Annotated in this window: 17 protein-coding genes; 9 read left to right on the top strand and 8 right to left on the bottom strand. The window is 67.6% G+C overall.

The window, feature by feature from the left end; all coding sequences use genetic code 11:
• Positions 1-84: 84 nt before the first annotated feature.
• The 6 genes from ACVK00_RS00170 to ACVK00_RS00145 form a co-directional block, all read right to left on the bottom strand.
• Positions 85-570: a Biofilm PGA synthesis auxiliary protein PgaD gene (locus tag ACVK00_RS00170; protein ID WP_166723628.1), complete on the bottom strand. Its 486-nt coding sequence runs from the start codon at positions 568-570 to the stop codon at positions 85-87.
• Entirely contained in the window at positions 548-1819 is a 1272-nt protein-coding gene (pgaC, locus tag ACVK00_RS00165; protein WP_228909643.1) for a poly-beta-1,6-N-acetyl-D-glucosamine synthase, read from the bottom strand. Before pgaC ends, ACVK00_RS00170 begins: the two co-directional genes overlap by 23 nt.
• Positions 1816-3909, bottom strand: coding sequence for a poly-beta-1,6-N-acetyl-D-glucosamine N-deacetylase PgaB (gene pgaB, locus ACVK00_RS00160; protein WP_228909644.1), 2094 nt, complete (start codon positions 3907-3909; stop codon positions 1816-1818). The genes pgaC and pgaB overlap by 4 nt, the downstream gene beginning before the upstream one ends.
• Before the next feature lie 15 nt (positions 3910-3924).
• Positions 3925-6762, bottom strand: a complete 2838-nt coding sequence (gene pgaA / locus ACVK00_RS00155; RefSeq protein WP_284893914.1) for a poly-beta-1,6 N-acetyl-D-glucosamine export porin PgaA — start codon at positions 6760-6762, stop codon at positions 3925-3927.
• Positions 6763-6866: 104 nt separating this feature from the next.
• Positions 6867-7661: a hypothetical protein gene (locus ACVK00_RS00150; protein ID WP_228909646.1), complete on the bottom strand. Its 795-nt coding sequence runs from the start codon at positions 7659-7661 to the stop codon at positions 6867-6869.
• 83 nt (positions 7662-7744) lie between these two features.
• A complete protein-coding gene (locus tag ACVK00_RS00145) occupies positions 7745-8176 on the bottom strand; it encodes a hypothetical protein (RefSeq protein WP_228909647.1) in 432 nt (143 codons plus the stop codon).
• Between the two features lie 404 nt (positions 8177-8580).
• Between ACVK00_RS00145 and ACVK00_RS00140 the strand changes: the two genes are divergently transcribed.
• Positions 8581-8787: a hypothetical protein gene (locus tag ACVK00_RS00140; RefSeq protein WP_228909648.1), complete on the top strand. Its 207-nt coding sequence runs from the start codon at positions 8581-8583 to the stop codon at positions 8785-8787.
• 72 nt (positions 8788-8859) lie between these two features.
• Here the strand turns inward: ACVK00_RS00140 and ACVK00_RS00135 are convergent, their stop codons facing one another.
• Positions 8860-9852 carry a LysR substrate-binding domain-containing protein gene (locus ACVK00_RS00135; RefSeq protein ID WP_284893915.1) on the bottom strand — a complete coding sequence of 331 codons (993 nt, stop codon included), beginning with the start codon at positions 9850-9852 and terminating at the stop codon, positions 8860-8862.
• Positions 9853-10522: 670 nt separating this feature from the next.
• Here ACVK00_RS00135 and ACVK00_RS00130 point away from each other — a divergent pair.
• From ACVK00_RS00130 to ACVK00_RS00100, 7 genes are all read left to right on the top strand, one after another.
• Positions 10523-11938 carry a circularly permuted type 2 ATP-grasp protein gene (locus tag ACVK00_RS00130; RefSeq protein ID WP_166723634.1) on the top strand — a complete coding sequence of 472 codons (1416 nt, stop codon included), beginning with the start codon at positions 10523-10525 and terminating at the stop codon, positions 11936-11938.
• 64 nt (positions 11939-12002) lie between these two features.
• Entirely contained in the window at positions 12003-12944 is a 942-nt protein-coding gene (locus ACVK00_RS00125) for an alpha-E domain-containing protein (RefSeq protein ID WP_006753601.1), read from the top strand.
• Positions 12945-12952: 8 nt separating this feature from the next.
• Complete coding sequence (locus ACVK00_RS00120; RefSeq protein WP_284893916.1) at positions 12953-13969, top strand: transglutaminase family protein; 1017 nt, start codon at positions 12953-12955, stop codon at positions 13967-13969.
• Between the two features lie 93 nt (positions 13970-14062).
• Positions 14063-17497 carry a transglutaminase family protein gene (locus ACVK00_RS00115; protein ID WP_354123102.1) on the top strand — a complete coding sequence of 1145 codons (3435 nt, stop codon included), beginning with the start codon at positions 14063-14065 and terminating at the stop codon, positions 17495-17497.
• 212 nt (positions 17498-17709) lie between these two features.
• Entirely contained in the window at positions 17710-20316 is a 2607-nt protein-coding gene (locus tag ACVK00_RS00110; protein WP_284894052.1) for a circularly permuted type 2 ATP-grasp protein, read from the top strand.
• Positions 20310-21368, top strand: coding sequence for a transglutaminase family protein (locus ACVK00_RS00105; RefSeq protein ID WP_284893918.1), 1059 nt, complete (start codon positions 20310-20312; stop codon positions 21366-21368). The genes ACVK00_RS00110 and ACVK00_RS00105 overlap by 7 nt, the downstream gene beginning before the upstream one ends.
• Before the next feature lie 184 nt (positions 21369-21552).
• A complete protein-coding gene (locus ACVK00_RS00100) occupies positions 21553-21825 on the top strand; it encodes a hypothetical protein (RefSeq protein ID WP_011658549.1) in 273 nt (90 codons plus the stop codon).
• 62 nt (positions 21826-21887) lie between these two features.
• Here the strand turns inward: ACVK00_RS00100 and pip are convergent, their stop codons facing one another.
• Positions 21888-22820, bottom strand: a complete 933-nt coding sequence (gene pip, locus ACVK00_RS00095; RefSeq protein WP_284893919.1) for a prolyl aminopeptidase — start codon at positions 22818-22820, stop codon at positions 21888-21890.
• 315 nt (positions 22821-23135) lie between these two features.
• On the opposite strand from pip, the gene ACVK00_RS00090 reads away from it, so the two are divergent.
• Positions 23136-24287: an acyltransferase family protein gene (locus ACVK00_RS00090; RefSeq protein ID WP_284893920.1), complete on the top strand. Its 1152-nt coding sequence runs from the start codon at positions 23136-23138 to the stop codon at positions 24285-24287.
• The last annotated feature ends 21 nt before the right edge of the window (positions 24288-24308 follow it).

The following is a 24308-nucleotide window of genomic DNA, read 5'->3' as shown; positions in this document are numbered from 1 at the left end:
GCGCGACGCGCGGCAGCGCGCTATCAGGAGCGGTGTCGCGCCGCGCGGCATGCGTCGCGCGCGGCGTGGCACGTCTCCGCTGACCTATTCGCGGTGTTGTGGCCCTGCGTGCGCGACCCATTCGATGCCCGAGATCGAGCCGTTCGCGTCGTGCGACGCGACGAGAATGCGCGTCGTGCGTCGTGCGCCGCGCCGGCGGGCGCCCGCGAGCGCGGTCGGGACCGAGCGTACCTTCACGCTGGCCGAGCGCCGCAGCATCTTCGACACGCGCCACCGGTATGCGAGCGGATGCACGACGCGCCCCGCGATCAGCCACATGACGATCGTGCCGGCGATCAGCGCGATGCTCGTCACGTAGAACACGATCTGTTCGATCGGCATCTCGGCCTCGTTGAACGGCAGCAGGTAGCGGTAGGTATAGATGCAGATCGATGCCCAGACCCCACCCACCAGCGCGGGCCGCATGAGGCGGAACCACGCAACGAGCACAGGTCCGACGATGCCGCCGCGCTCGGCGATCAGTTCGCGCGGGGCGCGCAGGGAAAGGTCAATAATCGGCGCGTTCTTCATGTTGAATGCCTCGGTCGGGACTGACCCAAACGGCGCGTTTGCCGCGGCCCCGCAATACAACGGCGGGCAGGGCGACGACGGTGGTGACCATGCTGATCAACCAGAACGCGACGGGGTACCAGATAGTGTCAAGGAAGTACATCAGGAGTTTTTCGTCATAACGACGATCGATCATGCTGCCGATAATCAGCTGCAGGATGCAGGTCGCCACCAGCAGCATCCCGTGCCAGTGCGGCACTACGGACACATGCCAGCTCGGCGGAAGCGGGTAGACGACGTTGATCAGCGCGAGCAGCAGGATGAACGACATCGAGTACGCCCACGCGATGCCGATCAGGTACTCGATGAACAGCGGCCACATCATCATCTGCGTCGGCCGCGCGAGCGTGCCGGCGTACTTGATCAGCACCTGGATGCCGCCCTTCGACCAGCGCAGCCGCTGCCGGTAGAGCCCCCTGACCGTCTCGGGCATCAGGATCCAGCTGAGCGCGTGCGGCTCGTACACGACGCGCCAGTCGCGGCACTGCAGCTTCCAGCTGATGTCGATGTCCTCGGTCAGCATGTCCGAGCTCCAGTAGCCGACATCGGCGAGCGCGGTCTTGCGGAACATCGTGATCACGCCCGACACCGTGAAGATGCGGCCGTACACCTGCTGCGTGCGCTTGATCAGCCCCACGATCGACGAGAATTCGCCGACCTGCATGCGCCCGAGCAGCGACGTGCGCGTGCGGATGCGCGGGTTGCCGGTGACCGCGCCGACGCCCGGATCGGTCAGGAAATGCTCGAGCATCCAGCCGATCGCGTCGTGCGCGAGCAGGGCGTCGCCGTCGATGCAGAGCAGGTATTCGGCGTTCGATACCGCGGCCGCGGTCGTGAGCCCGACTGCCTTGCCCTCGTTGCGCGCGTGATGGATCACGAGCAGCCGCGGGATCTCGACCGCCAGCTCGTTGAGGATTTCGCCGGTGCGGTCCTGGCTGCCGTCGTTGACCGCGATGATGTCGTAGTTCGGGTAGTCCATCGCGTTCAGGTGCCGGATCACGCTGCGCGCGTTCGCCGCTTCGTTGAAGCACGGCACGACGATCGAGATCTTCGGGATGCCGCTCGACGCGATCGTGCGCGTCGACAGCTCGCGGCCCTCCTCGAGCAGGAAGTAGTGAACGACGCCGCCGATCATCCACAGATACGACATGAAGAACGGATAGTAGAAGACGAAGTCCTGCAGGCGCTGGATGATGCTGTGGGTGTTCATGGCGTCTTGCTTCCCTGCGGATGCTGCATCTGCATCAGCGCGTTGATCGAGTTCGGATCGAGGCGGGACTTCAGCGACATCACGTCGCGCATCGCTTCGAGTTGCGGCTGGCCGTTCAGGAAGTTGTCGGGGTAGTAGCCGAAATTCACCGCGCCCTTGCTGCGCAGCCGCCGCATCTGCGCAAGCAGCGTGCCCGCCGGCACGTCCTTGTGCGCGTGCCAGTCATACGACTGCAGTTCGAACACGGTGCGCTCCAGCCCGCGCTGCTTCGCATGGACGGCCTGCACGAGCTGGTCGAGCCAGCCTTCGGGATCCTTCGCCTGTTCCATGTACGGCATCGCCATCAGCGCGACGTAGTCGTAGGTCGCGAGGAAATCGTCGTAGTTTTGCGCGTACCACGCTTCCGATTCGGGCTTGAGCACCGGCATCGCGAAGATGTTGCGTGCCGTCAGCACGTCGCCCGCATTCTGGTGGGCCAGCACGATCTGCGAGAGCTGGCGGGTCAGGTCGATCAGGTAGCGCGACTTCTGGCGCGTCCAGCGCTTCATCAGGTCGGGGTTCTCGCGGATCTTGCCGATGTCCGCCGGCAGCCCCCACTGCGAATAGATGCGCAGCGCATGCTTGCCCGCATCCTCGTAGTCGTCGAGCACGGCGTCGTCGCTGAACAGGATGCCGCTGAACGACGCGTGCTTGGAGAGATCCTCGTAGATCTGCTGGATCATCAGCCGCGCATCCGGATCGAACGGGCTCAGCCGGAACACGCGCGTGCCGTTCTCGCGGGCCGGCGCGCCGCCGTAGGCGCTCACGGCCTCGATCCCGCGCTGCTTGTCCGCCGGCGGCCGGAAGGCGAGCACCGGCATCCATGCGTACACCTGCACGTTGGCGCGCGTGTTGAGCTGCCACGCGGCGCGCGAGAACAGGTCGGCGCGCATCGGCAGGTGCCGGTTCGGGAAATACACCGCTTCGGCCACGCCCGTGCCTTTCGGATCCGCATACGCCTGCAGGTACACGGATTTCGGCTGCATCCGGTAGATGCGTTCGATCAGCTTGCCGAGGTTCGCTTCCTGCCGCGCGGGATCCGGATCGTAGACCTGGTCGAGATCGACCTGCACGGTGCGCTCGGGCACGTCGACGTCACCGCGGTTGGATGCCGGTTCGCGCATCGAGCGTTCGAATCCGCCGATGTCGACGTCATACATCATCAGGATCCGTCTCAACCGGTCCAGCGGCACGTCCGGCGTATTCGGACCGGCGTCGAGGCTGAACTGGATGTCCATGCCGAGCGACGTCGATATCTTGCGCACGGGCTGGTTTTCCGCGCCGTATGGCCACACCATCGAGCGAGCGACGATGCCGGTGTGTTCGCGGATCTGCCGCACGCACGTCTGGAGGTCGTTGTGCACGCGCGCTTCGAATTCGGCGTCGGTTTCATAGCGCTTCTGGTCCTGCAGATAGAGGTGCGAGGTGGTCGCCGGCAACTCGTTGCCTTGCGGATTCGCGATCGCGCCGTGATGGAGGTTGTGAGTGTGGCAGCCGAGCTCGACGAGGTGCGACTGGCCTAGCTTCTTCACTTCGTCCCACGACAGGAAGTAGTCGCGCGGCACCTGCACCTTGTCGCTGATGCGGATCGGCGTATCCGGCGGTGTATCGATCCACGCGGTGACGATGCCCATCACGGCCGGATACTTGAAGCGCTCGAGCAGCGGCAGCACCTTCGTGTAGTGGCTGCGAAAGCCGTCGTCGAACGTGAGCAGCACCGAGCGCGGCGGCAGCGGCTTGCCGCCGTGCCGCGACTCCTCGATCTGCTTGACCGTGATGGTGTGGTAGTTGTTGGTCTGCAGCCACGAGAAGATCGCGGTCAGCGTGCCGGTATCGACCGCGAACGGGTCGACCACCGCCGACGGGGAGTTGAACGACGCCATCAGGTTGTCACGCACGTCATGCAGGCAGATCACGCGAAACGTCTTGCCGTCGGCCGGATCGGACGGCGGCAGCAGGTCGATCATCTTGGCATTGCTCACGCCCGGGAACAGCGAGCAGGCGGCAAATGCGCCCATGCATCCGCACATGAAGGTCCGTCTGGATTGCATCGTACGATCTCCTTGTTAGAACGGCAGGTTGAGCGACAGGAAGCCGGTTTCGGAGCGCTCGCGCTCGCCGTCGTACGCGTGGCTGCTGACCTCGACGCCGTAGCTCAGCGTGATGTCATGCTTGAACGTCCACGCGTGCTCGAGCCGCGCGCTCCACAGCGCACTGGTGCCGAATCCGCGCTCGTTGTAAGCGCCGCCCGACACCGAGATGCGCTGCTGCAGCCCCATGTCGCCTTTCTTCCACAGCGTCAACTGGTGCATCACGGTCGCTGCGGCCGCATAGTCGCGGCCCGGGCTGAAGTAGGGTGCGTCCCGGCGCGTGTTGCTGTCGGTGCCGAGATCCAGCGATACGTTGACGAGCTGGTTGGCGGCCGTGTACACGCGCTGCGTGGCGGTCGCCGTGATCTCCTGGTGCAGGTTCGAATCGCTGTAGCGGCTCACGCCGTAGCTCAGCTTGACCTCGCGACGGTCGTTCTGGCGATACACGACCGACGCGTTCGCGGAGCGGCCCCAGATGTGCGCGGCATACGCCTTCCACGGCAGCGAGTTGTCGTTGCTGTCGAGCCCGCCGGAGACGGTCCAGTAGTCGTTCAGCGCGTAGGCGATCGACCCGCGGCCGCCGGTTCGGCCGTCCCCGCCGAACGAGCGCGTGACTTCGCCGAGGACCGTGAGCGGCCCGTGCCGGTAGTCGCCGCCGATGCCCGTGCGGGTGCGGCTGACGCTGCCGCTGTCGGTTTGCGCGTGGCCGAAGAACGTGTGCGAGAAGACCCGCCAGTTGTCGCCGAACGGTTGCGAATAGATGTAGCTGTCAGACGTGAAGCTGTTGTCGGCCAGCGCGCTGTTGCCGTGCTCGAAGCTCAGATCGGTCGTGAAGATGGGGCTGCGGTAGGCCTTGTAGTCGCGCTTGAAGCTGCGCACGGCGCCGCTGTCCGGGAACGTGTTGTCCAGGGTCTGGTCGACGGTCTTCGCAGTTGCGTAGTCGTCCGCCGTGAGCGACGCGCGGCCCAGGCCCGCCAGCATCTCGACGCTGTCCGGGTGGTCGGCCAGCGACGCGCGATACATCGAGATCGCCTGGCGCGGATGCGACTGGCCCGACACCGCGTCGGCGTGCGCGGCGCGAACCTCCGCGTTGAACGGCACCTCCTTCTCGAGTTGTTCGAGCGCGGTGATCCCTTCGTCGGGGTGACCCGTGAAGATCAGGTATTGCGCGCGCAGCCGGTAGTAGCGCAGATAGTCGCTTTCCCCCGGGCCGTAGTTGCGGACTTCCGTGGCCGGCGGCAACGACTTGCCCATGTCGTCGAGCACCTGCTTCGCGTCCGCCGCGCGGGCCTGGTCGACGTACGACCAGAACAGCCCTTCGCGCAGTTCGATCGCGCGCGTGCGCGCACCGTACTGGAAGCCGCGGGTCGCGCGGTCCGTCGGCGACGCGGTCGCCTGATTCAGCGCACGCTGGTACACGGCATTCGCCTTGCCCGGTTCGCTCAGGTACAGGTAGGCGTCGCCGACGGCCGCCAGCGCGTCGATCGAGATCTCCGCGTCGGGCGGGATGGTTTCGAACGTCGCGACGGCCTTCGTCATGTCGCCGCGTGCCGCAAGGGCGACCGTGCGGTCGCCCGCGAGCGCCGTCCTGACGGGCGTGTACTCGGGTGTGGCCGGCATCCGCTGGTCGAGGTCGTCGGCCGCGCGCAGCGCGTTGTCGAGTCCGTCGAAGCGGTCCGAACTCGTCATCGAGCGCGACTTGTCGCGTCCGCCGCGCACCTGCTGGCGAATCGACAGTTCTTCCAGTTGCGCGATGTCGACGGCGGAGAACGCATCGGGCCGCATTTTCGCTTCGTCGAGCGCCTTGACCGCGCCGCCGCTCGCCGCGAGGCCGAACACGTCTTTGCGCACGGTCTCGACGTCGGCGGTACGGAGATCCGGCGCCTGCGCGTTCGGCGTTTCGACGTCAGGCCCCTGCGATCGTTGTAGGGATTCGCCGGGTAGCTGGGCGCCGGGCGTCTGTGAACTCGGCCCCTGGGACGACGGCGATTGCGCGCCCGGCATCTGCGTCACGGGCGCGGGCGAGTTCGGCATCGGCGTGCCGGATGCCTGAGCCGTTTGCGTCGACGCATTCGGCGGCGCGGTGGTCGCGGCTTGTGCTGATGCAGATGGTTCGGATGGCGTCGAGGCGGTCGGCGCAGGTGTATCGGTCGGTTGGGTGCTGGCGGCCTGGGCAGGCGGCATCGGCGCGTCCGGCGTCAGCGCGATCGGTGCCGGCGTATTCGGCGGTGCGGTGTCGGCGGCCTGTGCAGGCGGCATCGGCGCGTCTGGCGTCTGCGCGACCGGTGCCGGCGTAGTCGGCGGTGCGGTGTCGGACGCCTGGGCAGGCGGCATCGGCGCGTCCGGCGTCAGCGCGATCGGTGCCGGCGTAGTCGGCGGTGCGGTGTCGGACGCCTGCGCCAGCTGCATCGATGCGTCCGGCGTTTGCGCGACCGGTGACTGCGCGCCAGACGCCGGGTCGCTCGATTGCGGCGCTTCCGGCTCCACCACGACCGTGGTCGGCGTATTCGATGCCTGAGCGATCTGCATCGACGCGTCCGACGCCTGCGCGATCGGCGTCGGCGCATGAGGGGGCAGCGCGCCCGAACCCTGGGCGACCTGCATCGGCGCCCCCGTTGGCTGCATGTCGGGCGGCAGCGCGTCCTGCGTGCCGTGGGTCCCGGCGATTTCGCGCGCGCTGCCCGGTTCCGCGTCGCCTTCGGCGGCGAAGCAGGGGCCGGACGCGAGGAGCAGCAACAGCAATGGCGCATGCAGGAGGATCCGCCGGTTGGACGGAGCGACGGTGGTGCATTGTTGTTTACGATTGTTAGCCACGGTATGTCCTCTCTTCGAATCGATCACATCGGTTGCATGCCCGACGATGCTCGTCGCCGGCCATCACGCTGCCGGGTGGCGAGGCCCGGCAGCATCCGGCCGGTTCACAGGCGGTTGCGGATCGCTTGTCCAAGCAGCGCGCGCGATTCGCTGTTCTTCGGGTCGATCGCGAGTGCCCGGCTCGCGTTGTGCTCCACGCAGTTCCATTCGTCCATCTGTGCGCATGAGCGCGCCTTCGCCAGCGCGCGGGCGCCTTCCACCTCCTCGCGTGTCACGCTGGCAGCCTCCATGTGCGCAGAGTCCGCTATATACGAATGCGGCTGAATTCTCGGCTCGGGGTCGGTGGGTTTTTTCGTGCGCGCCAGCGTCTGCGAACGTGACGTCCGGTGCGCGTCGGTCGAGCGCGCGGCGCGCGTGCTGGCCGATGCGGCGTACCCGTTGCCCGCGAGCGTCGTGGAGTGTCCATGCGCACGACGCGTGTGTTTCGCGGGGGAGTGGGCCGTCGTTTGCGGTGGCACGGTCGGTTCGGCCGCCGCCGACATCACGGGCGCGGCCGGTGCAGGCGACATAGCCGGCGCGGCCGGTGCGGACGACGTAACCGGCGCGGCCTGTGCGACAGCCGTTGCCACGCCGGCGGGCGCGGAGGCGCCGGAAGCGGCGTCCGTCGCGGTCACGACGGCGTGGCGATATTTGTCGACGGCGGTGCCGATCACGCCAGCGATGTCGTGCGCCACGGTTGTGTGGGATGCATTGCCCACACCCGCGTCGCGCTCGACATACGCGAACGCACCGAAGATCGTGGCAAACGCAACGATGCTGAGTGCCGCACTCTTGCCCGGGCCCCAGGAGGGTTTCGCCTGACGGACCGGCGAGTCGTCCGGTCGTTCTGCGCGAGTCATTCCATGCTCCTCGTTTCGGTGGATAGGGGTGGATGGGGGAATGGCGCGATTGCGCGCTCTCGGCACGCGGATTCAGGCGGGGCTCACCATTTCAACTGCGTGGTGAGCGCACCCGTTTCGACGATCGCGAACTGCGTCGCCCCCTGATAGGTGCCTTCGACCCGGTAACTGGCCTCGGGCACGCTGAACAGACAGCGTGGCCCCGTTGCCTTGAACTCGAGCAGCACGCGGCCGTGTCTCCGCAGCCGTACCTGCACGTTGGACAGCGGTTGCCCGGTGCTGCCCGCCACGAATGACACACCGAGGTTGTATGGACGGCCGTCGGGGGGGAGCGGCGCCGTACCGTCGATTCGTGCATCACCGCAGATGTACGAAATCACGTATCGCTCCGGGACCGCGCCGGACGCAGGCATCTCGGTTTGGGTCTGGCCCTGGGCCACGGCATCGATGCAGAGCGCGAATACGACGATGGCGAGGAGCGGGCGAGCATGCTGTTTAAACGACGAGGAAGACATTGCAACCTCCAGCCGGAATCGATGACAACGCATTTATTCCGAGTCGAAATTATGTGCGTGCTTTTGCGACATGATATTGATACACGATGGGTTTGGAACAAACAATTGTGTGTAGCCCGAACGGCACACCGTTTAAAATGTCTTATTTAAATAGGATTCAGATTTATTCGACGAATGCCTATCAACAGAATAAAGGCGATATTGCCGGACATGAAATTTGCTCACCGGTAGCGATGACCCGTCGGGAAACTTACGACGTAAGAGGTACCGGAATTCGTACCGAAAAATAACGACTGATAAAAGGAAGTGTTGCCTCTGTATGCGAGGCATTGCGATGACATCGGCGCACAGATTGGAGAAATCGAAAAATAGGGTGTGACGGCTTTGGTGCGAATCGTCGTCCCATGCAAATCGAAACTTTTATTTTGTTCTGTAACAGGTTATTTCCGCTGTTGAAATCGGCAAGTTATTCAGGATCAGATATTTCTGATAGAAAGAAATACGGCCTGAACTCGCAAACGTTTGGCCTGTTTTACGCGCTTGATCCAGCGCGCGATATTCGCATCAATACCCGGGGCAGGACCGGAAAATGCTCGCCGCGCGCCGTTTGAATGACGGCGCGACGCGCGGTTATCTGCGCATCGTGCGCCGGCGAGTCAGGCGATGAGGGACGGGGAAGGGTGCTATCGGCTGCCGCCGACGCTGCGGCGCGCCATGCGCACGGCCGGTGCGACCGGCTCGGCCGCGATCGGGCCGTCGGCCGCGGCGCGCGGCCGGTTCATGATGTAGGTCCACAGCTGTTCGGCCGCGAGCCCGCGCTTGCGCGCGGACCGGTACAGGCGGATCTCGAGCTCGGTGATCCAGTCCGCCGAGCCCGCACGCACGAGCGAACCTTCCGCGAGTTCCTTCGCCACGCAGCTTTCCGGCAGCCAGCCGATCCCGTGCCCGGCCACGACCATCCCCTTGAGGGCCTCGGACATGTGCGTCTCGAAGCACCGGTGCAGCGCATACGATTCGGACGCGTTCAGCAGCAGCATCTCGACGACGTTCCCGAGGAACGCGCCCGACGAATACGCGAGCAGCGGCAGCGGCGCGTCCGGCGTGCCCGGCAGTTCGAATACCGGCCTGCCGCGCGCGTCGGGCGTCGACACCGGCAGGATCCGTTCGACGCCGAGCGTGACGAACGGGAAGTGGTTCGGATCGAGCACGATCGGCAGTTGCGGATGGTGATAGCCGAGCAGCAGGTCGCACTCACCTTCGACCAGTTGCTGCACGCCTTCGGGCACGTTCACCGCATTGACGCGCGCGGTCACATGGCCGACTTCGCCGTTCAACTGCTTGAGCCATTCGGGGAACAGCGTGAACACGAGCGTATGCGCGACCGCGAAGCGCACGACCTGATCGCTTGCCGCGAACTGGTCGTAGCCGTTCACGAGGTTGCGTGCCGCATACATGCTGCGCAGGATGTCCGCGGCCAGCCCGCGGAACATCTGCCCGGCCGGCGTCAGCGTGATGGGATTGATGCTGCGGTCGACCAGCTTCGCGTCCATCCACGTTTCGAGCGCGGCGATTCGTCTGCTGAACGCCGACTGCGTCAGGTGCCGATGACGCGCGGCCCGGGAAAAGCTCTTGGTATCCGCAAGGCTCAGGAAATCTTCCAGCCACTTCGCTTCCATTTCGATCTTCGCTTGTTATGGTCGGGCGCCCACAGGGGCGGCGGCGCCGTTTCGCTGCACGAACCTTCTAGCCTACCGCGCCTCGCGCGCCGGCAGCCGATGTTTTTTTTCGATCGGTGTCAGTCGAAATATGCATGAGCATTGTCGGCGGCATTACGGCTGCATAAGTTTGAGGCGCCGGACCCGGCTAACCAGTTAGTTCACCGCGTCGAACGCTGGTGCGGCCGCAGACGGTACTTCCCCAGGGCCGGCCGCGCAGGTTGCGTGGCCGGCCCGCTTTCCCGCGGTCGGTTGCGACGACCCGGCGCCGTGCCATCCTGATCGGCGAACGGGGGCGGGGATCGGGGCGCCCAGGGCCAGGGCGGGTGGTGCGGGGCACCATTTGCCACGACGGGCACGATGGGCGCGGGCGCACATTTGGTGCAGTGCAGATTGCGCATTCGTGACACGCGGGGGAACTATGTTCGACAGGCGCGCGCGATCGCGGCGCGTCGATGCGGCGGAGAGAGCCGTCGCTGCACCGTCGTGGTGCGTCATGGCGCACGAGCGTGCGCGGTGCGGCGCCAAAAGGGGGGAATCGAGCGGATAGCGCAAGGCACGTTCCTTGCAAAGCAATGAGTACGCCGGTCCGGCATGCGCAATGCCGGGGAGAACGATGGAGAACAATTCGATGAAACCGTTCGATGAAATGCTGCAATCCGGCGACATGGTGAGAGCGCCTTACGCGCGCCTCAAGCAGTGGCTCGACACGCAGAACCCAGCAAGCCTCGCCCAGAAGGCCCACGACGCCGAAGGGGTGTTCCGCAGGACGGGCATTACGTTCGCCGTGTACGGCGACGCGCAGGCCGCCGAGCGGCTGATTCCGTTCGATATCGTGCCGCGCATCATCTCGGGCGCGGAATGGAGCCGGCTGTCGCTCGGCATCGAGCAGCGCGTGATGGCGCTCAACGCGTTCCTCGACGACATCTACCACCGCCAGGAAATCGTCCGCGCGGGCATCGTGCCGAAGCACCTGATCGCGCACAATGAGGCGTTCATCCCGGAGATGATCGATTTCCGGCCGCCCGGGAACGTTTACACGCACATCATCGGCGTCGACATCGTGCGCACCAGCGAAAACGCGTTCTACGTGCTGGAGGACAACGCGCGCACGCCGTCGGGCGTGTCGTACATGCTGGAAAACCGCGAAACCATGATGCAGCTCTTCCCGGAGCTGTTCCAGCAGGTCAAGGTGCGCCCGGTCGAGACCTATCCGCAGATGCTGCGGCAGTCGCTCGCGGCCGTGTGCCCGCCGGGCGGCAACGCCGACAACCCGACCATCGCCGTGCTCACGCCCGGCATCCACAATTCCGCGTACTACGAACATTCGTTCCTCGCCGACCAGATGGGCGTGCACCTCGTCGAGGGCAGCGACCTGCAGGTGGTGGACGGCCGCGTCGCGATGCGCACGACCGAAGGCTTCCGGCAGATCGACGTGCTGTACCGCCGCGTCGACGACGCGTTCCTCGATCCGCTCACGTTCCGCCCCGACTCGGTGCTCGGCGTGGCCGGGATCATGGATGTCTACCGCGCCGGCAACATCACGATCGCGAACGCGCCGGGCACCGGCATCGCCGACGACAAGGCGATCTACTCGTACATGCCGGAGATCGTCGAGTTCTACACGGGCCGCAAGGCGTTGCTGGAGAACGTGCCGACCTGGCGCTGCGGCGAGGCCGACAGCCTGAAATACGTGCTCGACCATCTCGACGAACTGGTCGTGAAGGAAGTGCACGGCTCGGGCGGCTATGGGATGCTGGTCGGGCCGTGCGCGTCGAAGGCCGAACTCGAGGCGTTCTCCGCGAAGCTGCGCGCGCGGCCCGCGAACTACATCGCGCAACCCACGCTGGCGTTGTCCACGACACCGATCCTGACCGAAGCCGGCCTCGCGCCGCGCCACGTCGACCTGCGGCCATTCGTGCTGGTGTCGGACCGGATCCGCATCACGCCGGGCGGGCTCACGCGCGTCGCGCTGCAGGAAGGATCGCTCGTCGTCAACTCGAGCCAGGGCGGCGGCACCAAGGACACCTGGGTGCTGGCCGACTGAGCCGGGCACGACCACGCGCGCCGCAGCCGGCGCGCGAACCGAACGAAGACGGAGTGGACACGAGATGCTTCTGGGACGAACTGCGAGCGGGCTCTACTGGATGTACCGCTATATCGAGCGCGCGGAGAACATCGCGCGCATCGTCGATGCCGGGCTGCGGATGGCGCTTACGCGCACGGCCGACGCGCCGGCCGAATGGTCGTCGGTGCTGGTCAGCTCGGGCGCGGACGACGGCTATCGTCAGAAGTACGACGCGTATGCCGCCGATACCGTGACCGACTACCTGCTGCGCGATCGCGACAACCCGTCGAGCGTGCTGTCGTGCATCGAGGCCGCGCGCTCGAACGCGCGCATGGTGCGCACGGCACTTACGCGCGAGGCGTGGGAAAGCGTGAACGGCGCGTGGCTGGCGCTGCGCCGCGCGCTCGCGCAGCCGGTACCGGAGAGCGGGCTGCCGGCGGTGCTCGACGAAGTGAAGCGGGAAACCGCGCTGATCCTCGGCAGCTTCTACAGCACGATGCTGCGCAACGAGATCTTCGATTTCGCGCAGATCGGCGCGTTCGTCGAGCGCGCGGACAACACCGCGCGGATCATCGACGTGAAATATCACCTGCTGCTGCCGTCGGTGTCGCACGTCGGCACGATCCTCGACAACTACCAGTGGGAGACGATCCTGCGCTGCGTGGCCGCGCACCGCTCGTATCGCTGGGTGTACGACGTGCAGTACAAGCCGATGAACATCGCCGACTACCTGATCCTGAACGGCCGCATGCCGCGTTCGCTGCGCTATTGCTACGGGCGCGTCGTGTCGAGCCTGAACCTGCTCGCGAAGGATTACGGCGTGACACATCCGTGTCACGACACGGCCGCGAAGATCCTGCAGATGCTGTCCGACACCTCGGTCGAGCGGATCTTCAAGAGCGGCCTGCACGAGTTCCTGACCGACTTCATCGGCCGCAACAACAGCCTCGGGGCCGATATCGCCCAGGCCTACAACTTCGACTGAGACTTGCCATGCGCCTCGCCATCCGACACATCTCGCGTTATAAGTTCGACGATCAAGCCACCCACGCGCTGCAACGGCTGCGGCTGCGCCCGCAATCGGGGCCCGGGCAGACGGTGCGCGCGTGGCAGGTCACGATCGACGGCGTCGAGCCGACGCTGTCCTATGCGGACGGCTTCGGCAACCGGATCGACCTCGTGCGCCACGACCCCGGCGCGCGGAACGAGATCGTCGTGGTCGCGGCCGGCGTCGTCGAGACGCAGGACCGTGCGGGCATTCTCGGCAACTCCGAGGGCTATGCGCCGCCGTGGGTCTTCGAGCGCGAGACCGCGCTCACGAAGGCCGGCGACACCGTGCGCGAGCTCGCGCAGGCGCTGCCGATCGAGCCGCACAGCCTCGATGCGCTGCACTGGCTGATGACGGAAGTACACGATCGCATCGCGTACGCGCCGAACCTGGCCGATGCGCCGGTCGACGCCGAAACCGCGCTGCAAAACGGCGAGGGCACGAGTCGCGACCATGCGCATGCGTTCATCGCGGCCGCGCGCGTGCTGAAGATTCCCGCGCGCTATATCTCGGGCTACGTGCTCGCCGACAGCGCGATGCAGCGCATCGCCGACGCGAAGCAGAGCGTTGCCGACGAAGACGAGGAGGAATCGCTTGCGCTGCAGAGCAGCGAGGGCATGGAGCAGGCGCTCGGCGCGTCGCATGCCGCGCAGTCACAGTCGCAATCACAGTCGCAAGGGCAGTCACAGTCGCAGTCGCAGGGGCTGCAGCAGCCGGCGCTCGGCGCGCAGCCGCGGGCCGCCGCGCTGATGCAGCAGCCGGCAGGGCACGCGTGGGCCGAGGCGTACGTCGAAGGGCTCGGCTGGGTCGGCTTCGATCCGTTCATGAACCGCTGCCCGGACGAGCGCTACGTGCGCATCGCGGTCGGCCTCGACCATCGCGACGCGCAGCCGGTGACAGGAGTCGGCGCGCGCGCCGTCGGCGTCGAAATCAGCGTCGTGCAGTCGCCGGAACTGGTCTGACGCGCCCCTTCGCCGAATCCGCCGTGCCGTGCCGCCGCAGTGACGGCGACGCGGCGCGCGCGGCCGGCCCAACCCGAACCGAGCGGCTCCCCCATGCCCATCCACGTCGCGCTGCATCACACCACCCGCTACCGTTACGACCGGCCCGTCAACCTCGGGCCGCAGATCGTGCGGCTGCGGCCCGCGCCGCACTGCCGGACGCCGATCATCGCGTATTCGATGACGGTCGAGCCCGCCGAGCATTTCATCAACTGGCAGCAGGACCCGTTTTCGAACTATCTCGCGCGGCTCGTGTTTCCGGAACGCACCGAAGTCTTCGAGATCACCATCGATCTCGTCGCCGAAATGTCGGTGTACAACCCGTTCGACTTCTTTCTCGAAGCGAGCGCTGAGCAATACCCGTTCAGCTATGACGATGCGCTGAAGACCGAACTCGCGCCGTACCTCGCGTGCGATCCGGCCACGAGCGCGGCACCGCGGTTCCGCGCGTATCTCGACAGCGTCGACCGCACGCCGGCCGGCACCACGAACTTCCTCGTCGCGCTGAACCAGCAGCTGCAGCGCGACATCGGCTATCTCGTGCGCATGGAGCCGGGCGTGCAGACGCCCGAGCAGACGCTCGAGCTCGGCTCCGGGTCGTGCCGCGACAGCGCATGGCTGCTCGTGCAGCTGTGCCGGCATCTCGGCATCGCCGCGCGCTTCGCGTCCGGCTACCTGATCCAGCTCACGCCCGACGTGAAGGCGCTCGACGGCCCGAGCGGCACGTCGGTCGACTTCACCGACCTGCACGCATGGTGCGAGGTCTATCTGCCGGGCGCCGGCTGGATCGGCTTCGATCCGACGTCGGGCCTGCTCGCCGGCGAAGGGCATATTCCGCTCGCATGCACGCCGCAGCCGACTAGCGCCGCACCGGTCGAAGGGCTGATCGACGAATGCGAGGTCTCGTTCGAGCACGAGATGGCGGTGACGCGCGTGTACGAATCGCCGCGCGTGACGAAGCCGTATACCGAGTCGCAATGGGATGCCGTGCGCGCGCTCGGCACGCAGGTCGACGGCGCGCTGACGGCCGGCGACGTGCGGCTGACGCAAGGCGGCGAGCCGACCTTCGTGTCGATCGACGATCGCGACGGCGCCGAGTGGAACACCGATGCGCTCGGCCCGACCAAGCGCGGCTACGCGACCGAACTCGTGCAGCGGCTGCGCGCCGAATACGGTGAAGGCGGCTTCCTGCATTTCGGGCAGGGCAAGTGGTATCCGGGCGAGCAGTTGCCGCGCTGGGCACTGTCGATCTTCTGGCGTGCCGACGGTCAGCCCGTGTGGCAGGATCCGTCGCTGTTCGCCGACGAGCGCGAGCCGTCCGCGCTGACGACCGACGACGCGAAGCGCTTCATCGACGCGCTGGCCGCGCGCCTCGGCCTGACCCACGAATTCGTGCAGCCCGGTTACGAGGATGTCTGGTACTACCTGTGGCGCGAGCGCCGGCTGCCCGTCAACGTCGATCCGTTCGATTCGCGCCTCGACGACGAGCTCGAACGCGCGCGGCTGCGCAAGGTGTTCGATCAGAAGCTCGACAGCGTGGTCGGCTACGTGCTGCCGCTCAAGTGCGCGGACGATGAGTCGGGTGGCGATCGGTCGGGCCTCGATGGTCCGCGCTGGCAGACGGGCCCGTGGTTCTTCCGCGACGAGCGGATGTATCTCGTGCCCGGCGATTCGCCGATGGGCTATCGGCTGCCGCTCGATTCGCTGCCGTGGGTCACCGGCGCCGACTATCCGTATCTGGTCGAACGCGATCCGTTCGCGCCGCGCGCCGCGCTGCCGGACGCGACCGCGTTCCGTGCGCGTCATGTGGGCACGGCCGACGCGCCGCGGTATCTCGTCGGCGCGCATCGCGAAGCCCCCACGCAAACGGTCATGCAGTGGCGCGGCGACGGCACCGGCGCAGCCGGGAGGCACGCGCCTGGCTTGCAGGACCCGCAGCGCCGCCCCGAGCGCTTCGAATCCGCCGGGTGGATCACGCGTAGCGCACTGTGCGCCGAAGTGCGCAAAGGCATTCTGTACGTGTTCATGCCGCCGCTCGCCGCGCTCGAGGATTATCTCGACCTGCTCGCGGCAATCGAGCTGACCGCGCACGCAATCGGCGTGAAGCTCGTGCTCGAAGGCTATCCGCCGCCGCGCGATGCACGGCTCAAGGTGCTGCAGGTCACGCCCGATCCCGGCGTGATCGAGGTGAACATCCATCCGGCCCGGAGCTTCGACGAACTCGTCGAGCAGACCGAATTCCTGTACGACGCCGCGTGGCAGTCGCGCCTGTCCAGCGAGAAGTTCATGGTCGACGGCCGGCACGTCGGCACGGGCGGCGGCAACCACTTCGTGCTCGGCGGCGCGACGCCGGCCGACAGCCCGTTCCTGCGCCGCCCGGACCTGCTCGCGAGCCTGATCGCTTACTGGCACAACCATCCGTCGCTGTCGTACCTGTTCTCCGGGTTGTTCATCGGTCCGACCAGCCAGGCGCCGCGTGTCGACGAGGCGCGCAACGACCAGCTCTACGAGCTCGACATCGCGTTCGCGGAAATCCAGCGCAACAAGCTGCTGTACGGGCAGGACATGCCGCCGTGGCTTGTCGACCGCGTGCTGCGCAACCTGCTGATCGACGTGACCGGCAACACGCACCGCAGCGAGTTCTGCATCGACAAGCTGTATTCGCCCGATTCGTCGACCGGCCGGCTCGGCCTGCTCGAACTGCGCGCGTTCGAGATGCCGCCGCATGCGCGGATGAGCATCGTGCAGCAACTGCTGCTGCGCGCGCTGGTCGCGCGTTTCTGGGCCGCGCCGTACACGACGCCGCTCACGCGCTGGGGCACCGCGCTGCACGATCGCTTCATGCTGCCCGCGTTCCTGAAAATGGATTTCGATGACGTGCTGGCCGAGCTGCGCGACGCCGGCTTCGGGTTCGATCCGGCGTGGTTCGCGCCGCACTTCGAGTTCCGCTTCCCGCTGTTCGGCCAGATCGCGGTGAACGGGATGGAACTGTCGCTGCGCGGTGCGCTGGAGCCGTGGCACGTGATGGGCGAGGAGGGTGCGCCCGGCGGCACGGTGCGCTACGTCGATTCGTCGGTCGAACGGCTCGAGGTGCGCGTGACGGGGCTGAACGACAACCGGCACGTCGTGACCGTCAACGGCCGCCCGCTGCCGCTGCAGCCGACCGGCACCGTCGGCGAATATGTCGCGGGCGTACGCTACAAGGCGTGGGCGCCGCCGTCGGCGCTGCATCCGACCATCGGCGTGCACGCGCCGCTCACGTTCGACATCGTCGACACGTGGCTGCAGCGCTCGCTCGGCGGCTGCCGGTATCACGTCACGCATCCGGGCGGGCGCAGCTATGCGACGTTCCCGGTCAATGCGTACGAGGCCGAAAGCCGCCGGCTCACGCGTTTCGTCGAGATGGGACACACACCGGGACGGATGACGGCATCGGCCGCCGCGCCGAGCCGCGAATTCCCGTTCACGCTCGACCTGCGGCGGCCCTGAGCGCCGGATGAACGGACGGACGACGATGCGTGGTTCGCGACCCCCCGGCGCGCCGGCCGGAGTGCTAGGATGCGGGCAGGCCGCGGCTGCCCGCCGCGTCCGCCGTGCCCGGCCGCCGCTGCGGCGGCGCGCGGGCACGGCCGCACCCTGACGACGGAACGATACAGACCGTGCCGCCCCTTCACCCCGACAATCTCGCCGACGCCGACGCGATGCCCACGCTCTTCGATACCGGCGCGCAGCCGGACGCCGCGGAACTGGCCGCCGCGCTCGCGGCGCCGGCCGCGGCCGGCCGCTACGACGAACTGCGCGGCAGTGCCGCCGGCCTCACCGCGCCGCTGCTCGCCCCCGCATGGCGCAACTTCTTCACGTCGATCGGCAGCGACGGCGTGGCCGACCTCGACCGCCGCGCCGACGCGCTGCAGCGACGCATGCGCGAGAACGGCCTGTTCTACCAGCTCCACGAACAACGCGCGGGCGACGGCGCGGCCGGTCCGTGGTCGCTCGACCTGCTGCCGCTGATCGTCACGCCCGAGGACTGGGTCGCGATCGAGCGCGGCGTGCTGCAGCGCGTGCGGCTGCTGAACGCGACCATGGCCGACCTGTACGGTCCGCAGACGATCCTGGAGCGCGGGCTGCTGCCGCCCGCGCTCGTCACCGGCCACCCGGGCTACCTGCGCGCGATGCGCGGCGCGCGCGTGCCGGGCGACACGTGGCTGCACATCGTTGCGTTCGATCTCGCGCGCGGCCCCGACGGGCAATGGCGGATCGTCGCGCAGCACACGCAGGGCCCGTCCGGGCTCGGTTATCTGCTCGAAAACCGGCTGATCGTGTCACGGCTCTTTCCGCGCGGCTTCCGCGGGCTGCGCGTGCAGCGGCTCGCGTCCGCGTACCGGTCGCTGCTGCAGAGCATGCAGGCGCTCAGCCCGGCCCGCAAGAATTCGCGGATCGTGCTGCTGACGCCGGGGCCGCACAGCGCGACCTACTTCGAACATGCGTATCTCGCGCGCTATCTCGGTCTCACGCTCGTCGAGGGCGGCGACCTGACCGCGCGCGACAACCACGTATTCCTGAAGACGCTGCGCGGGCTCGAGCCCGTGCACGGGATCCTGCGGCGCGTCGACGACGCGTGGCTCGATCCGCTCGAACTGCGGCCCGATTCGATGCTCGGCGTGCCGGGGCTGCTGCAGGCCGTGCGCGCGGGCAACGTGCTGCTCGCGAATGCGCCGGGTTCGGGCTTTCTCGAATCGCCGGGCATGCTCGGCTTCATGCCGCGCCTCGCGGAAGCGCTGCTCGGCGAAACGCTGACGCTGCCCGCCGTGCATTCGTGGTGGTGCGGCGAGGCCGCCGCGTGCAACGACGCGCTGCCGCAGCTCGCGCGCAGCATCGTGAAACCGTCGTATCCGCCCGACGCGCAGGCCGGCGGCGGGTTCGATCCGGTGATCGGCGCGCGGCTCACGCCGGCGCAGCTGGCCGAGTGGCGTGCGCGGATCCTCGCCCGGCCCGAACATTACACGGTGCAGGCCGACCTGCCGTTGTCGCAGGCGCCGACCTGGCCGGGTCGCGACGCGCCCGACGGTAACGGCGGCGCGCGTATCGTGCCGAAACCGCTGCTGCTGCGCGTGTTCGCGCTCGCCGACGGCGCGCAGCGCTGGCGGTTGCTGCCGGGCGGCCTGTCGCGGGTCGGCACGCGCGATACGCTGTTCAACGCGCCGATGCCGCGCGGCGGCAGCACCGTCGATACGTGGGTGATGACCGAAGGCATCGTCGATTCGACGACGCTGCTGCAGACCCGTCTCGGCCCCGACGATCTCGTCGAGCACCCGCGCGCGATCGCGAGCCGCGCGGCCGAGAACCTGTTCTGGCTCGGCCGCTACACCGAACGCGCGACCAGCCTGATGCGTCTCGCGCGCGCCGCGCTGGAACGGCTGCGCGGCGAGGACGACGTCGACAGCCCCGCGCACCTGGAGCTCATCGACACGCTGTGCCGCGACACGGGGCTGATCGCGTCTGACGCGCCGAACGCCGTCGATGCGCCGCGTGCGTTCCAGCACGCGCTCGCGACGTCGCTCACGCGCGGCGCGGACCGCACGTCCGGCATTGCATCCTGCCTGTTCGGGATGCGCGGCGCCGCCGCCGCGATCCGCGAGCGGCTGTCGAGCGATCAGTGGCGGTTGATCGACGACGCGACGCAATTGTTCGCCGACAGCGCCGACCATCCGGAAGCCGAAGAACAGATCGGCAACGAGGCGCTGCAACTGCTGGAGCGGCTGGGGCTGCTGCTCGGTGCGATCACTGGCGCGCAGACCGACAACATGACGCGCGACGACGGCTGGCGGCTGCTGTCGATCGGCCGGCAGATCGAGCGGCTGGACTTCCTGTGCAGCGTGCTGAAGTTCGCATTCGACGAGGGCGCCGTGCACCGGCAGGACGGCTTCGAGCTCGTGCTCGAACTGTTCGACAGCACGATCACGTTCCGCTCGCGGTTCCAGCGCGGCTTCGACGTCGCGCCGCTGCTGTCGCTCGTGGTGCTCGACACCGACAACCCGCGCTCGCTCGGCTGGGTCGTGCAGGCGCTGCGCGGCCGGCTGACGAAGGTCGAGCACAGCGAAGGCTATGCGCTGTCCGAACTCGCCGAGACGATTCCGGACGTGCCCGCGTGGTCGCTGCACGAATTGTGCGAAACCGGCGACGACGGCCGGCACGACAAGCTGCTCGAGGCGCTCGACGCGACCGTGAAGGCGGTGTGGGAATTGTCGAACCGGATCGGCGAGCGCTATTTCAGTCATGTGCGCGAGGCGGGCAGGACGCTATGGTGACGACGAAACACGCGGCGAAGATGTCGCCCGCGCCGGGTTCCGGCAGCGCGAAGGACGCGCCGGTGGCGACGCCTGCAACACCCGCCGCGCCGACCACCGTCGCGCCCGGTCGCGTGCTGCGGGTGACGCACGACACCGAATACCGCTACGCGGCGCGCGTCGAATCCGCGCAGCACCAGGCGCGGCTGCAGCCGCTCGCGACGCCGCGCCAGCAGGTGCTGTCGTTCGCGCTCGACATCGAGCCCGCACCGGAGTCGGTCTGCACCGAGATCGATGCGTTCGGCAATGCGCGCGCGTCGTTCGCGCTGAACCAGCCTCACGATGCGCTGCTCGTGCGCAGCTGCAGCACGGTGCGCGTGAGCCCGCCCGTATGGTCGCTAGGGGCACGCGGCGCACCGCCGCCCGCGATTGCGAACCCCGACGCCGATCATGCGATGGCGTGGGAAGCCGTGCGCGAGCGCTTGCGGTTTCGCGCGGGGCAGTCATACGACGCGGCGAGCGAGTTCGTGTTCGCGTCGCCGCATGTGGCGTGCGATCCCGAACTGGCCGCGTATGCGGCGGCGAGCTTCACGCCGGGGCGGCCGCTCGTGCAGGCCGCATGGGACCTGATGCGGCGAGTTCACGCGGATTTCGCGTACACGCCGAACAGTACCGACATCACGACGACTGCGCTCGATGCGTTGCGATTGCGCAAGGGCGTCTGCCAGGATTTCGCGCACGTGATGATCGGCGCGCTGCGCTCGCTCGGGCTCGCCGCGCGCTACGTGAGCGGATATCTGCTGACCCAGCCGCCGCCCGGGCAGCCGCGGCTGATCGGCGCGGATGCGTCGCATGCATGGGTTGACGTGTACGACCCGGCATGGCCCGAAGATGGCGGCTGGCTGCAACTCGACCCTACCAACGACCGTGCGCCGGGTGACGACTACGTAATGCTGTCGATCGGCCGCGACTATGCGGACGTGACGCCGTTGCGCGGCGTGATACGTGGCGGCGGCGCGGATCAGGAGCTGAAGGTCGGCGTGACGGTCGAGCCGCTCGACGAAGCGTCGTGATACGCGGTGATCGGCCCGATACACCGCTCGCCGGCCGTTTAAGTCTTCGTTAATACTGCCCGCCTAGCATGATGGTGCCGGCGAACGGATCGAACCCGGTCTGGCGCCGGCGGCACGCGCGGGTGCGTCGACGTCACGGCGCCGCGCCGTCGCGCGCAGCCATTCCCTTGCAACGGCGGCTGAGATGATCAAGAACTTCGACTACCCGCTCGGCAACGAGACGATCGCGCTCTGCGCGAGCTTCGGCGCGGGCCCTGCGTTCCGCCGCGTGCTCGTGAGCCGCGCGGATTCGATGGAGACGCTGGTGGTGCTCGACGCGCGCGGGCTGTCCGGCCTGCTGAAGGTGGCGACCGAGGAGCCGGAAGGGTTGCTCGACGATGCGATCCGCAAGGTCGGGGACGAACAGCTCGTCGAGCGCGCGATCAGCGGCAAAGCGATCGTCGAAGCCGCGTTGTGAGCGGCGCGGCGCGTGCAGGCCGTGCCTGATGCAGCGCGCCGCGCCGCTTTGCGTGGAGTCGCTTACGCGGCGAACCGGTCCGTTGCGGCGAGCAACGCCTTCAGGATGCCCGGTTCGTTGTACGCGTGCCCGGCGTCCGGCACGATTTCGAACGTCGCGTCCGGCCACACTTTCGCGAGATCCCACGCGGTGCGTGCGGGCGTTGCGATGTCGTAGCGGCCCTGGACGATCACGCCCGGAATGCCGGCGAGGCGATGCGCGTCGCGCAGCAACTGGCCTTCGTCGACGAACCCGCGATTCACGAAGTAGTGGTTTTCGATCCGCGCGAACGCGAGCGCGTAGCGGCCGTCCGCGAAGTGCGCGGCCAGCGCCGGATCGGGCAGCAGCGTGATCGTGCGGCCTTCCCAGAGGCTCCACGCACGCGCGGCTCCGAGCTTCGCGGCTTCGTCGTCGCCCGTCAGCCGGCGATGGTACGCGGCCATCAGGTCGCCGCGCTCGGCTTCCGGAATCGGCGCGAGGAATTCTTCCCACAGGTCCGGGAACAGCCACGACGCGCCTTCCTGGTAGTACCACAGCAACTCCGCGCGACGCATTGTGAAGATACCGCGCACGACGAGCGCGCTCACGCGTTGCGGGTGCGTCTGCGCGTAGGCGAGGGCGAGCGCGCTGCCCCACGAACCGCCGAACACGAGCCATTGCTCCGCGCCCGTCATCTCGCGCAGCCGCTCGATGTCGGCCACCAGGTCCCAGGTCGTGTTGTTGTCGAGGCTGGCATGCGGCGTCGAGCGCCCGCAGCCGCGCTGGTCGAACAGCAGGATGTCGTAACGCTCGGGATCGAACAGGCGGCGATGGTCGGGGCTGCAGCCCGCGCCCGGGCCGCCGTGCAGGAACACCGCCGGCTTGCCGGACGGGTTGCCGCAGCGCTCCCAGTAGATGTGGTGGCCGTCGCCGGTGTCGAGGTGGCCGTGGGCGTAGGGTTCGATCGGTGGGTACACAGGCAGGGCTCCGGGTGAGGGTCGACAGGACGGCGGACGAGGCGCGGGCCGGGATGCGGGAGCGCCGGTATCGCGGGGATTGCGGCGCCGCAAGATTCGTTGCGTCTGCATCTGGCCGCCGCTGCCGCCGGACAATGCCGGTCATTATGCCCATTCATTCCGGCCGCTGCGCGGCGGTCGGCGCCCCTGAATTTTTGAAATAATTTCATTCCGATATTTTTCAGACAAAATCGCGGCGGCATGTCAGCGCTGGCTCGGAATCGGGAATTGCGCGCCGGCCTGCCATCCCTCCACCGTGCCAACGGAAACCATCCGATGAACCATCGCGTCAAGCAGCTGACAGGGTTGCGCGCCGTCGCGGTCACGATGGTCGTCGTCGGCCACGCGGAGCACGTGCTGCCGGGCGGCTACACCGGCTGGCTCGCGCCGTTGCGGCTGATCGCCGACGGCCGGCTCGGCGTGCTGATCTTCTTCGTCCTGAGCGGGTTCCTGATCACCAACGTGCTGCGCGCGGAGTTCGCGCGCACCGGCGGGATCGCGCTGACGTCGTTCTACGTGCGCCGCGCGCTGCGGATCTGGCCGGCCTGCTACGTGTATCTCGTGATCGTCGGCATCCTCGCCGTGGCCGGCTGGCTCGACGTCGATCGCCGCCAGTGGCTGTATGCGGCGCTGCATCTGTGGAACTACTCGGCGTGGTTCGGCCTGGCCGGCGACAACGCGCTGCATCCGGACGGCGCGTGGTATCTCGGCCACTTCTGGTCGCTCGCGCTCGAGGAACAGTTCTACTGGTTCTGGCCGCTGCTGTTCGTGTACGGCACCCGCCACCGTGGCACGCGCTGGCTGGCTGTGCTGATCCTGGCCGTGCCGCTCGTGCGCACGCTGACGTATTTCGTCGCGCCGGCGCTGCGCGGGCAGCTCGCGATGATGCTGCATACGGGCGTCGATCCGATCCTGATCGGCTGCTACGCGGCGCTCAACCGCGAACGGCTCGAAGCGTGGATTGGCTCGTGGCGCGGCGAGACGCGCATCGTGACGGCGATCGTCTTCATCGTGCTGTTCGGGATGCCGCTTGCCGAACGTCGGCTCGGCGGCTTCTGGAATGCAACCTACGGCGTGACGATCGAGGCCGCGCTGATCGCGATCGTGATCGTCGTGCTGAATTTCCGCAGCGAGTTCTGGTGCGCGCGGTGGCTGCGGGCTGCGCCGGTCGTGTTCGTCGGCACGATTTCGTTCAGCCTGTATCTGTGGCAGCAACCGTTCGCGAACCCGGGTCTGCCGGTCGCGCATGCGTTCCCGCTCGGTATCGTGTGGGCGCTGCTGGCGGCGACGGCGAGCTACTTCCTCATTGAAAAACCGTTCCTGCGGCTGAAGGATCGCTACACCGCGCGCGAGGCGCGACGCGTGCGCGACGACGCGCTGCGGATGCCGGCGCCGACCGATGCGATCGGGCCGAAGGTGGTGGAGTAGGTGGGCGGGGCGGCGGTCTGC

The sequence above is a fragment of the Burkholderia sp. PvR073 genome, from assembly GCF_054055695.1.
The sequence above is the reverse complement of the archived record's forward strand: the minus strand, read 5'-3'. Positions and strand labels throughout refer to the sequence as shown.